At 36.6% G+C, this 12,143-nt stretch carries 10 protein-coding genes; 1 reads left to right on the top strand and 9 read right to left on the bottom strand.

All coding sequences use genetic code 11. From position 1 onward, the window contains the following. Positions 1–78: 78 nt before the first annotated feature. Positions 79–891, top strand: coding sequence for a T9SS type A sorting domain-containing protein (locus ACQY44_RS06610; RefSeq protein WP_428229608.1), 813 nt, complete (start codon positions 79–81; stop codon positions 889–891). A gap of 100 nt (positions 892–991) precedes the next feature. On the opposite strand, the gene ACQY44_RS06605 is transcribed toward ACQY44_RS06610, so the two are convergent. The 9 genes from ACQY44_RS06605 to ACQY44_RS06565 all read right to left on the bottom strand — a co-directional run bounded on the left by ACQY44_RS06605 (position 992) and on the right by ACQY44_RS06565 (position 12,067). Continuing rightward, positions 992–2,014, bottom strand: a complete 1,023-nt coding sequence (locus tag ACQY44_RS06605; protein ID WP_428229607.1) for an LLM class flavin-dependent oxidoreductase — start codon at positions 2,012–2,014, stop codon at positions 992–994. A 136-nt stretch (positions 2,015–2,150) separates the two neighbouring features. Then, positions 2,151–3,083 (bottom strand): NAD-dependent epimerase/dehydratase family protein, encoded by a 933-nt coding sequence (locus ACQY44_RS06600; protein ID WP_428229606.1) that lies wholly within the window; start codon positions 3,081–3,083, stop codon positions 2,151–2,153. Positions 3,084–3,098: 15 nt separating this feature from the next. Further along, a complete protein-coding gene (locus tag ACQY44_RS06595; protein WP_428229605.1) occupies positions 3,099–3,425 on the bottom strand; it encodes a nuclear transport factor 2 family protein in 327 nt (108 codons plus the stop codon). Between the two features lie 205 nt (positions 3,426–3,630). Next, entirely contained in the window at positions 3,631–4,605 is a 975-nt protein-coding gene (locus ACQY44_RS06590) for a glycoside hydrolase family 43 protein (RefSeq protein WP_428229604.1), read from the bottom strand. Between the two features lie 149 nt (positions 4,606–4,754). Further along, complete coding sequence (locus ACQY44_RS06585) at positions 4,755–5,930, bottom strand: aldose epimerase family protein (RefSeq protein WP_428229603.1); 1,176 nt, start codon at positions 5,928–5,930, stop codon at positions 4,755–4,757. Between the two features lie 29 nt (positions 5,931–5,959). Beyond that, positions 5,960–6,988 (bottom strand): glycoside hydrolase family 43 protein, encoded by a 1,029-nt coding sequence (locus ACQY44_RS06580; RefSeq protein ID WP_428229602.1) that lies wholly within the window; start codon positions 6,986–6,988, stop codon positions 5,960–5,962. Positions 6,989–7,462: 474 nt separating this feature from the next. Then, entirely contained in the window at positions 7,463–9,277 is a 1,815-nt protein-coding gene (locus ACQY44_RS06575; RefSeq protein WP_428229601.1) for a glycoside hydrolase family 2 protein, read from the bottom strand. Positions 9,278–9,627: 350 nt separating this feature from the next. Next, positions 9,628–10,668 carry a glycoside hydrolase family 43 protein gene (locus tag ACQY44_RS06570; protein ID WP_428229600.1) on the bottom strand — a complete coding sequence of 347 codons (1,041 nt, stop codon included), beginning with the start codon at positions 10,666–10,668 and terminating at the stop codon, positions 9,628–9,630. 223 nt (positions 10,669–10,891) lie between these two features. Next, positions 10,892–12,067: a 1,4-beta-xylanase gene (locus tag ACQY44_RS06565; protein WP_428229599.1), complete on the bottom strand. Its 1,176-nt coding sequence runs from the start codon at positions 12,065–12,067 to the stop codon at positions 10,892–10,894. Between the last annotated feature and the right edge of the window lie 76 nt (positions 12,068–12,143).

Below are 12,143 nucleotides of genomic sequence, written 5' to 3'. Positions count from 1 at the left end.
TGCAAAGGATGTAAATCTGGATAGTGAACAATTTACTTATGCTCCTACAGCGCAAAAATTTTCAAAAGCAAATTAAAAATGACTATTGATAGTACCGATTATATCTCTGACAGCTTTACGATTTCTTATGATTTAAATATAAATACCAGCTTAGTTTGTGGTGGAACAACAGAAATTAATTGGGACAAACCTTCCGATGTGGCTTCATTTAATATCTATCAGCTGACAGGAGATCATTTAGAATTTAAAGAACAAACAACGAACACTACTTACACTTATACCGATGGAAAAATTTATACTGTTGTACCTGTATTTGACAATAGCGAAGGAATAAAAAGTGAATCAACATTGCAATATGCTCAAGACTCCAATTGTTATTTCGAACTGACTTTAGCAGAAATTTATGAGGAAGACAAAGTAAAAATCAATGCCAGTCTTTTCAGCTTGTACAATATCAAAAGAATTGAATTACTAAAAATAATTAATAATACCGAAAGTATTATTAACTCTATAAATGATATCAATTCAAAAACATTCTCCTTTGTAGATACTACCCCAATAAAAGGCAGCAATAAATATAAAATAAATCTGATTTTAGAAAACAATACGATGGTAAGTTCTCTAATACTTGATGCTAATTATTTAGGCGATGATTTGTTTTTTGTCTATCCAACGTTATTGAGCAAAAATGAAGCATTGAATATTGAAACCAAAAAAGAGGAAAACGGTATTTTCTATTTGTACAATAGTAGTGGACAAAATACCCTTGCTTTCCCCTTGCTTTCTAAAACCAACAACATAAATCTAAAAAACACCGCTTCAGGAATTTACATCTATAAAATAATGACAAACTCAGGCGAAATGCAAACAGGGAAAATTGCTGTTTTTTAAGCACTATACTAATTTTTAGGACAAGACAAAAAATTGGACGCATATAGAAAAAGCCCCTTATTTAACATAAGGGGCTTTGTTGCATTTATTTTGAAAAATTTTAACGCCAACCCAGTGCTGGGGCAATATCTTTTAGAATAGTCGACAATACGTGTATATTGTAGTCAACGCCCAGAGTATTGGGTATGGTCAGTAACACCGTATCTGCTTCCTGTATAGCTTCATCCTGAGCCAACTCTGCGATGAGTTTATCAGGTTCAGCAGCATAACTCTTTCCGAAGATTGCGCGTTTATCCCTTTCTATATTGCCAAAACTATCGGCACCTTTACCCTGATCTCCAAAGTAATATTTGTCCTGATCGGTAACCAGTGCAAAAATAGAACGGCTTACTGAAACCCTTGGTTCATGCTGATGTCCTGCTTTTTTCCAGGCTTCTTTATATATCCTGATCTGTTCAGCCTGCTGAATATGAAAAGGTTTCCCATTTTCGTCATATTTCAGGGTAGAACTTTGCAGGTGCATTCCGTTTTCGGCTGCCCAAATAGCAGTTGCGTTAGAAGCAGCACCCCACCAGATTCGTTTTCGTAATCCTTCGGAATAAGGCTCAAGTCGCAATAAGCCCGGAGGATTTGGGAACATAGGAAACGGATTGGGCTGGGCAAATCCCACACCATTAAGTTTATCCAAAAATTCTAAAGCTTTTCTGCGTCCCATATCAGCATCTGTTTCACCCTCCAATGGTTCATAACCAAAAGAACGCCAACCGTCAATGACCTGTTCCGGTGATCCCCTGCTGATGCCCAATTGTAAACGTCCCTCTGAAATTAAGTCCGCAGCACTAGCATCTTCAACCATATACAGCGGGTTTTCATATCGCATATCGATCACCCCTGTCCCAATTTCTATTTTGTTCGTTTTAGCACCAATAGCCGAAAGTAAAGGAAAAGGCGATGCCAGCTGTTTTGCAAAATGATGTACACGGAAATAAGCACCATCCAAACCAATCTCCTCTGCAGCAACGGCCAAATCGATAGACTGAAGCAGTGTATCGCTTGCCGTGCGGGCTTGATAGGAAGGGTGATTTGCCCAATGCCCAAACGATAAAAATCCTATTTTCTTCATATATAGCATTATTATGATTTACAATACCAAATATACGCATCATTATCCAGTGAGTCTGCAATAATTGTATAGAAAGTGTTGATCATTCACCACAAATAATAAAGCCCGATTCTAAGAAAAGATTTCGTGAACAGGTTTATTGTATGTTATAATCCTTTAAAATAATTTTTATCCCTTCCTGATAAGTCGTTACTCTGAAATCGGGAAATCGTTTTTTAAATTTTGATGAATCAAAAATATTATCAATGGCATATCGCGGTAATAACTCCAGTGTTTCTTTTAAAGAATGATTGAAAACTGCTGCTATCCTTAAAATGAATGAGGTTAATTTTCCATATCTGACTTCCCTTCCTAATTGTTTGGATATTTCATTCATGAATTCTTTGAATGTTAATCGGTTATCATCACACGGCAAATGCCACGTCTGATCGTAGGCATCGTCTGTGTTACCAATTAGAGCCATTGCTTTACTGGCATCCGGGGTAAAAATTAAAGTTCTTTTTACATTGTCTTTCAATAAACATTTTGGTTTCTTATGCTGCTTTAAATTTCCAAATACAAGACCATTTGTAATTCCCTTCGTTTTACCCGGCCCATAAAATTCAGGTGCCCGGCAAATCACAGCTTTAATTTCCTTTTTCCCTATAGCGTCCAATAATAATTCAACTGCTATTTTTTTTGCCCTCCCTTTTTCTCCACTTGGCTCCAAAGGAGTGTCTTCAATTTGAATTGTACTGTCCTGCGGATAAGCATAAGTATTATCAAAATAAACAAGTTTACAACCTTGCGCTTTACAGCCCGAAATAACATTTTTCATTATCAAAGGCCATTGTCTGAGCCATAATTGAGAATCATACGGCAAGCCAACTGTCAGGTAAGCAATATCAGTATCTTCCAAAGCTTTTTTTACACTTTCAGGATCGAGTAAATCACACCTGAATACAATATCCTCATCGTGAACCTTATTTGGGTTTCTGCCCACCAACTTTATTTCAGTAGTATAGTTGTTGCGTAATGCCTTCGCCAGTTCTTCTCCTATTATTCCGTTTGCACCTAATATTGTTTGCATCTTTTTCTAATAAAATTAATGATATATAAAGAAAGTTATGAGAAACAATACCTGATTTAGTAGTTTATTTCTAATTTCCCTATCACTCTTGTCCTTAAAACTTATTTCGCCGATTGCCGTAACAAAATCGTTTTCAGCTACTAGATTTTCAACCACAAATTGTGGAGGTTCTAAATACTCTTTTGCCATATACTGGCGAACTGATTCCTTTCCTTTCAAAGTCTTATCACCTACAAATGTCCATTGCGTATCATCAGTACAAAAAGACAGAAATCCTTCATTATCTCCTGCTGTAAGTGCTTTATTTGCCTTTTCCAGTATTTCTTTATTATTCCAATCCATATATACTGTTTTTTAATTGTCCGTTCTGTTGTTACTTCCCAATTTAATATTTGTGATCGCTTACCTCTAAAAATACAAAATCAATATGACAAGCTTGCTCTTTTTGTGATTTTTGTGATATTATTTCAAAGATTAGCATCCTCTAAAATGCGTTACTTATCAGGCAAAAATTACTTTACTACTTTGTGCTCTCAAAAGTTATCTCTTAATTTTGTAAAAAGTAAAAACTATTATCGACTGCTTTCAATTCATTACCAACAAATTCTATATCTATAATTGCTGCTTTTCGCGGAGAAACAGCACTCTCATTAAAATGCGTATGCAAAATATAATGCATTTTTTGATTTTGATCCCAAAAAACATCTCCATGCCCAATTCCGTTTTGATGGGTATTTTTTCTACTGATAATCGGACTGTCTTTTGATTTTTCCCAAGGACCAAAAGGACTTTTGCTCGTGGCATAACCCACCGCATAATCAATATTTCTAAAATCATTCGCCGAATAAATCAGGTAATATAAACCGTTGTGTTTTAAAACTGTTGGTCCTTCTGTAACCGGCCAATTGGTCTTTTCAGTATTCTCCCAAGGCAATGTTCCGGAAATACATTCCGTTAGTGTTTCCGGTTTGATACTTTGAAGATCATCATTTATTTCGGCAACAAAAATTCGGTTTCCGTTGGTTAATCTAACGTGATATAGGTATTTTTTCCCGTCATCATCCATAAAAACAAACGGATCAATCTGGTTTCCGGTTTTAATAATCGGCTCTTTTGTTTCACTTTTAAAAGGGCCTAACGGACTATCACTTACTGCTGTTGCAATGTTTTCATTAGCGGTATAAATCATATAAAACTTGTTTTTATACGAAAGAACCTGCGGTGCCCAAAAACCTTTATCTCCAAAAGCATCTGCTTTCTTCAGGGCCAGACCGTTTTGCGCTCCAACCGGCCCTTTCCAGCCTTTTAAATCTGATGATGTATACACCTGAAATCCTTCGCCATTTGGAATATTTCCAGATGTTGTTCCGTACAAATAATACGTTCCGCTGTTATAGAAAATCGTAGGATCAGCCAGTAAAATGGTGCTGGCTTTTATTTCTTTGGGAGGATCTGTATTTTTTTCCTGCGAACAGGCTGCGAAAACGCAAAGCGATGTTATTAGGGTTAAGATTTTTTTCATTTTTTTGTTTTTTAGGTTTTATAGCAACTTTTTTTAACCGCTAAGAATTACGCTAAGTGTGCTAAGTTTTTTATTTCTTGGTTACAGCAAAATCAAAGCGGGGGAATATCTTTGCGTAATTCTTTGCGCACTTTGCGGTTAAACTTTTTTCATTTCACCGCAAACTGATAATAAGAAACCGTATGGTATTTCTGTCCTGCTTTCAAAACAATTGGGGCAAATTTTGGCTGATTGGGTGCGTCGGGAAAATGTTGTGTTTCCAGCGCAAAAGCCGTTCTGAAATCATCTTTTGAGCCAGATTTAAATGTGTTTTTTGATTGCATAAAATTACCGCTGTAAAACTGTAATCCCGGTTCCTGCGTATAAATATCCATTGTAATTCCGGATTTATCTCCCGAAATGGTTGCAGCATGATTCAGTCCGTTTTTCTTTGCTCCGTTTAAAACATAATTGTGATCGTATCCTTTTCCAAATTTCAACTGTTCGTCTTTTGTATCAATTCGCTCTCCGATGGTATGTTTTGATGTAAAATCAAATGGCGTATTTTTTACTGATTTTAATTCTCCACCTGGGATCAAACCTTCATCAACCGGAGTAAATTCATTGGCATAAATCTGTAATTCATGATTTAAAATAGTACCGCTTCCTTCCCCATTCAAATTAAAAAAAGCATGATTGGTTAAATTGACAATGGTCGTTTTATCAGTTGTAGCTTCATATTCTATTTTTATCGAATGATCGTCTGTAATGGTGTAAGTCACTTTTACTTTTAAATTCCCTGGAAAACCTTGCTCTCCGTCTGGCGAAACATAACTCAAAACCAAAGTGTTTTCGTTTGCTTTAGCAACATCCCAAACCACATCCTGAAAACCTTTTATACCGCCGTGCAAAGCATTTTTTCCATTATTAAGCGGAACCTGATATTGTTTTCCTTCTAAAGTGAATTTTCCTTGTGCAATTCGGTTTCCCACTCTTCCTATTGTAGCCCCAAAATAAGGTTCAGTTGCATTTTTGAAACCTGTTGCGCTGTTCATTCCTACTACAACATCTGTTGGTTTTCCGTTTTTATCCGCCACCCAAAGTCCAATTAATCTTCCTCCGTAATTCGTAAAAGCAGCTTTGATTCCTTTGTTTTCCATCCAATACAAATTGACCTTTTTACCGTCTATTATCGTATCGAAATTCTTCGCTTCTAAAACTGTTTTTGTAGCATCTGCTCTTATTTCAGCCGTTTCTTTTGCTGGTACATTTTCTTTTTTAATGTCTTTACAATTAAATTGAAAAAGTGCCAGCATGATAACCGTAGCGATCTGAATGTTTTTCATTTTTATATTTTTAAGATGTTTTCTAATTTCTATTTTGATGGCAGTGCTAATTTGGTTTCTTCGCTTACAGGTTCTCCCAAAACCGGGAATCCATTCACATCCCAATTGATTTTCTGCATTCTTGGTGATCTTTTGTTGCCGCATCCTTCTCCCGGATTTGAATTGGCGTGATATAAAATCCAGTCTTCTTTTCCGTCAGGAGATTTAAAGAACGAATTGTGTCCCGGTGCATACACTTTGTTTTTATCTGATTGTTTGAAAATGGGTTCAGCAGATTTTTTCCATGCCGATGCGTCTAATAAATTATCACCGCCATTAAACGTTAATAAACCCAAAGCGTAATAATCTGTCCAGCAGCCACTGGCGGAAAACACGATAAAAACTTTACCATTTCTGGACAAAAACTGTGGGCCTTCATTCACATTGACCTGCGCCGGGTTGATATCATCATGCAAGGCTCCGTGCATTTCCCAATCGTTTGTTGGTGCCGAAATCATCACGCGATCTCCTTCTATTTGAAGTGGATTTTTCATTTTGGCGATGTAAATATTCTGTTGTCCGTTAGTGTCGCCTTCCCATCCGGCCCAGATCATATACAATTGTTTTTTGTGTTCAAAAACATTTCCGTCAATCGCCCATTTGTCTGTTTGAGCGGCAATTTTTCCTTTAAACTCAAAATTTCCTTGAAACGGATCTGATGATTTATTTTCTAACACATACATTCTATGTGTATTATTATCCCCATTATCTGCTGCAAAATAACAATACCACTTTCCGTTTATAATATGAAATTCAGGCGCCCAGATCTCTGCTGAATAATCGGTGCCTTTTGGTGCCTGCCAAATGACTTTGCTTTGTGCATTTTTCAGATCCGATAAATCTTTTGTTTTCCAAAGCACCAATCGGTTTTGTAAGGTATTCGTGTAATAGTAGTATCCGTTGTAATACGTGCTGTAAGGATCTGCGCCCGATGGCAGAATGGGGTTTGTGAATGTTTTTTGCTGCGAATATCCCGCTGAAACAATCGTTAGTAAAAATAGTAATAGGTATTTTTTCATTTTTTTTATTGTTGGGTGTTGTTTTTTTAAACACATAGAAGCATAGTTTTTCTTTGTCTTTACAAAAGGCGTTTCACTTGTTTTAATTTACATAGTTTTATGTCGGCCAAGCTTTGTCAAACTTTAAAACTTTGACAAAGCTGTCTGCGTAGAAAATTTCTAGCAAAGTAACCACAATCATTGTCATCCCGAGGAACGAGGGATCTCCGTAAGTAGCTCGACAATCTAAATAAACTTTGCGTTAGTTTCTTGCGAGATACCTCTCTCCCCGGGATGTCAATAAACTTTGACAAAGTTCTCTACGTCGAAATCATGAATCTTTACCACCCAAAGTTGAAACTTCGGGCTATGTTTAGAAACTTGTTTTCTTTTACCTTCTCTTTTCGATTCTAAAACCTATGTTTCTATGTGTTCAAACAGTTATTTACTCTTCTCAAGTAAACTTTGTCAAAGTTGCTTCAGGCTAGAAAACTCTTATTTATTATTCAAAGCATCAATCACTTCTGTATTCATTTTATTTACAGCTTTAAAATCCATTTTATCTACTTTTCTGTCGTAGGTCATGAAACCGTTTACTTCGCCTTCAACATCTGTTGTTTGTGTATAAACTGCTGCCGAAAATCCGGTTTTGACATAATTTTTCAGGATTTGGGCATATTTGATATACTCGGCTGTTACTTCACTTTCATTTTTGAATTTAACATAACCCCAATTGTCATTTGCTCTCCATAAATGGCCTTCTAACGGTAAACCAATTCCTCCATATTCTCCCAGAACAGTAACTCTTCTGGCATCGTACAAATACATTTCCGGTCCCGGATAATTGTGTAAATCGAGAATATCTCCGGTTTGAAAATGATTTCCACCGCTGGATGAATTCGTCAATCGGCTTGGGTCGTGTTGCTTTGTCCATTCGGTTATTTCTACCGTTTTAAATTGTCCCCAGGCTTCGTTAAACGGAACCCAAACGACAATACTTGGATACGAATACAAATGATCCATTATTTCTCTCCATTCTTTTCGGTAAATTTCTTCTGATTTTGCAGAACGTTGTAATTCAGTTCCTTCAAAATATTTTCTGTTTTGCCAAAGCGGCTGTTCATCTCCACTTGGCATGTCCTGCCAAACTAAAATCCCCAACTGATCGCAATGTGTGTACCAGCGTTCCGGCTCTACTTTTACGTGTTTGCGAATCATATTAAAACCTAATTCTTTTGTTTTAATAATATCATATTTCAAAGCTTCATCTGTTGGCGCCGTATATAATCCGTCTGGCCACCAGCCTTGATCCAGAGGACCAAACTGAAAGTAATCTTTGTCATTTAACTGCATTCTCACGATGCCGTTTTCGTCTCTTTTTGATGCAATTTTTCGCATGGCAAAATAACTTTTCACTTCGTCAACCACTTTATTCTTGCTGATTAAGCGAATTTTTGTCTGATATAAAAACGGATTTTCAGGCGACCATAATTTTGGGTTATTTAATACAATATCATTGCTTTCACCAACAACCGTTTTTTCTTTGGCAACTTCTTTTCCTCCGTCAAAAACTGATATTTCGACTACATCTCCGGTTGCTGCGCCCGCAACATCGGTTTTAATACTTATGGTATTCTGATCAAAATTAGGGGTCGTTTTTAATGCTGTAATGCTTTTAGCATTTACCGGCTCTATCCAAACCGTCTGCCAGATTCCGGTAACAGGCGTGTACCAGATCCCTTCCGGATTTTTAACTTGTTTCCCTCTTGGCTGTGGTCCGTCATTGGACGGATCCCAAACTTTTACGACCAGCTTTTGATTTTTTCCTTTTTGGATAAAAGGCGTAATATCAAATGAAAATGGTGTATAACCACCAGTATGCGAACCCACTTTTATATCGTTTATAAAAACTTCTGTTTTCCAGTCTACAGCGCCAAAATGCAGCAGAATATTTTTATTATTCCAGTTGGATTCAATCGAAAAATTAGTTTCATACCAAAGTTCATTTTTTGCCCTAACTTCTTTCATCACACCGGATAAACTAGATTCAACCGCAAACGGAACCAGAATTTGCCCGTCATATTTTGAAGGTGCTGTTTTTCCAAATTCCTGAATGGCGTAATTCCATAAACCATTCAGATTTTTCCATTGGCTGCGCTCCATAATCGGACGGGGATATTCTGGTAATGTTTTGGCAGGATCGACCTGACTTGCCCATTTTGTTTTGATTTTGTCTCCCTGAGGTTTCCATTGTGCATGAACCAGACAGCTTAAAAAAAGCGTCAGTAAAACAGTTGTTTTTTTATTCATTATATCTTGTTTTATGCAATTTTTCTTAAAATTATTGCTATTTCATTTTCTTCTTTTCTAAATAAATTACCAGACTATATCCACATAGCCTGGTAATTTCAAACACTAACTTAACTAACCATTTTTTTATTTTGTGAAATGTGAAATGTGAAATGTGAAATGTGGAATGTGAAATGTGGAATGAGAAATGAGAAATGAGAAATGAGAAATGTGAGATGTGAAATGTGAAATGTGAAATGTAAGATCTCTGGTAACGATAAAATTTTCCCTTTTTACATTTTACATATCACTTTTTACATATCACTTTTTACATCTTTACTTTTTACTTTTTACTTTTTACTTTTTACTTTTTACATTTTACTTCTAACATCTTTCACTAAACCAAATTTCTTCACCAAACCGTCATATTCTTTTTTTGAAATGGTGATCATACATCCATGACGCACTTTTTCAGGGAAACTGTATTTGTCCCAATCGGCAAAAAAGGTGTAACCTGAGGCTTGGAACCAAGGTCCGTTGAGATTATCTGCAATAGATAACCCGTAGGAAACTCCCGGATATTGTTCGTAATACATGTACCATATTTTATCATCTGGAGAAGGAATCAACATTGGGGCTTCTCTAAAGTTCGGACTGATCGATTGCTGGGGCAAAGAATAAGGTCCTAAAAGTGATTTTGATTTCGCAATTCGGATGGTTTTTCCGGTTGTCCAATATAAAGTTGGATAGGTTTCGTCTTTTATTACGGCGTAGTAGGAATCGCCAACCTTACGGATGAAAACATCTATGGTTCCCATATCCCAATCGAATAAACGTTTTGGTGTTCCTTCAAAAGTTTTTAGGTCTTTAGACAAAACATACAAAGTTCGCTGACTTGCCCAATAACGTTCAGGATCTTCTTTTGTGCCATCAAGATGCGGCGTATGCCAGGTCATGATAAACTTTTCTGAATCTTTATCGTAATACAGTTTTGGGGCTCCAATTCGCTGTAAAGCATTCGAATAATCGGGTGTGCTTTTTAAATCCGGCGTGTAATCAGAATGTTTTTTCCAGCTGATTAAATCATCCGAGACCCAAATGTTGATTGTTTTGGCATCGTCGCCTGTATTTCCTGCGATGTAGTATTTCCCGTCCGGACCTTTGCAGATATCGGGATGTCCTTTATAATCTTCAAAAACTCTTTTTCCGCTGTTTAAATTTTCCCAATGCAAACCATCAAGACTCACGGAATAATACAATCTTCCGTAATCGTTGTGCGTCATGTGCGCAAAAAGATAGGCTTCATTTTTTGCTTTTTCATTTCCTTTTACTTGTCCCGGAGGATCCGGCTGTTGTGCATTTGCAGAAAATCCCACTAGAATTACTGATAGAAATAAGAGGTATTTTTTCATATTCATCGGTTTGTAGTTTAATGTGGCAATTAGTCAATTTGATAAATTTGATAATTGAAAATGCTTTTTTTTCGCCACGAATTCACGAATTTTCAATCCATTCTGCACAATCATATTTGAATTGCTTCGCCTGTTCGTTATCGCTCGCTCGTGGCTATTTTTTTCTATTTAATCTGCGCAATCTTTGGCAAAAAATTATCTAATTATCAAATTGACAAATTATCTAATTCTTTTTATTCGCCTCAGACGTCATCTTTTTAATCAAATCTGTTTCAGCTTTTATGTAAGGTGTTCCGTCGTTTTTAAGTACTTCGTGAAACCAAAGTTTTGCCTCTGAATCGTATTTTTTCGTCCAGCTGTCCCAGGCATATTTGGTTTGTGTTTTTCCGTCAACAAAACCCCAGTTGATCATGCCAACATTGTATTTTTTTGCAATTGGTAAAAACCCTTCAAAAGTGCTTCCGTTTGGTCGTGCCATATATTCTGTACACAATAGCGGTTTTCCGTAGCGCTGCAATTGTTGGATCACTTTTTCGAAATCAGCAGGTGTATTATAGTTATGAAAAGAAACTACATCAGATTGTTCGATTTGCATTTTGTGCATTGGTTTCATCTTCGCTTCATCGCTCCAGTCTCCTACCCAAACTCCAGAAGTTAAAGGTTGTGAAGGATTGCTTTCTCTTGCCCACACAAAAACATCTTTTAATAGCGGCAAAATCAAATCGATTTTGTTTTTGATTTCGATTTTTTCATACGATGGTCCGGTCATATTATCCGGTTCGTTCCATACATCCCAGCCCAGAATGCGTTTGTCATCTTTGAACTTAGCAACAGTTTCTTTTACATATTTTTCTAAATGTGGATATTGCGTTTTATCCTGCAACGCTTTCTGTCCCGGACTTTGTACCCATCCTGAATTATGTGTAAATGGTTTTGGGGCACGTTGTTTTCCTAAGGCAGGAAAAGGATCCCAACAAGAATCAAATAAAACAAATAGTGTTTTGATATGATGTTTATCTGCAATTTCCAGAAATTGATCCATGCGTTTGTAAAGCCCTTCTGCATCTTGCTGGTGTAATAAATCGTGCAGGTACACACGCATTACATTCATGCCTAAATCTTCTGCCCAGCCTAATTCCTGATCGATTCTTTTGGGATCAAATGTATCTTCCTGCCACATCTCTAACTGATTTATAGCTGTGCTGGGATAATAATTTGCCCCTACTAACCAAGGCTGTTCTGCATACCATGTATAGGCCTGATCTTTTGTCCAGATTTCTCTTTTTTCGATTGCAGTTGTTTCATTTTTATTTTCGTCGGTAGTATTCTTTTTGTTGTTGCAGCTAAGCAATACCAGTCCTGCCAACATTACTGTCAGGCACAATTTTACTTTTTTCATTATAAATTTTGTTATTATGAACGATCGTTCTTTTTATAAGGGAATCAGATTTTTATGTTCTGATTCCCTTTAAACT

Source organism: Flavobacterium sp. (assembly GCF_965277525.1).
In the GTDB taxonomy this organism is placed as follows: Bacteria; Bacteroidota; Bacteroidia; order Flavobacteriales; family Flavobacteriaceae; genus Flavobacterium.
The sequence above is the reverse complement of the archived record's forward strand: the minus strand, read 5'-3'. Positions and strand labels throughout refer to the sequence as shown.

Coding starts and splice junctions, on each gene's coding strand:
- ACQY44_RS06590 (WP_428229604.1), bottom strand. CDS start 4,605: ATGAAAAAAATCTTAACCCTAATAACATCGCTTTGCGTTTTCGCAGCC.
- ACQY44_RS06575 (WP_428229601.1), bottom strand. CDS start 9,277: ATGAATAAAAAAACAACTGTTTTACTGACGCTTTTTTTAAGCTGTCTG.
- ACQY44_RS06585 (WP_428229603.1), bottom strand. CDS start 5,930: ATGAAAAACATTCAGATCGCTACGGTTATCATGCTGGCACTTTTTCAA.
- ACQY44_RS06565 (WP_428229599.1), bottom strand. CDS start 12,067: ATGAAAAAAGTAAAATTGTGCCTGACAGTAATGTTGGCAGGACTGGTA.
- ACQY44_RS06570 (WP_428229600.1), bottom strand. CDS start 10,668: ATGAAAAAATACCTCTTATTTCTATCAGTAATTCTAGTGGGATTTTCT.
- ACQY44_RS06605 (WP_428229607.1), bottom strand. CDS start 2,014: ATGAAGAAAATAGGATTTTTATCGTTTGGGCATTGGGCAAATCACCCT.
- ACQY44_RS06600 (WP_428229606.1), bottom strand. CDS start 3,083: ATGCAAACAATATTAGGTGCAAACGGAATAATAGGAGAAGAACTGGCG.
- ACQY44_RS06595 (WP_428229605.1), bottom strand. CDS start 3,425: ATGGATTGGAATAATAAAGAAATACTGGAAAAGGCAAATAAAGCACTT.
- ACQY44_RS06610 (WP_428229608.1), top strand. CDS start 79: ATGACTATTGATAGTACCGATTATATCTCTGACAGCTTTACGATTTCT.
- ACQY44_RS06580 (WP_428229602.1), bottom strand. CDS start 6,988: ATGAAAAAATACCTATTACTATTTTTACTAACGATTGTTTCAGCGGGA.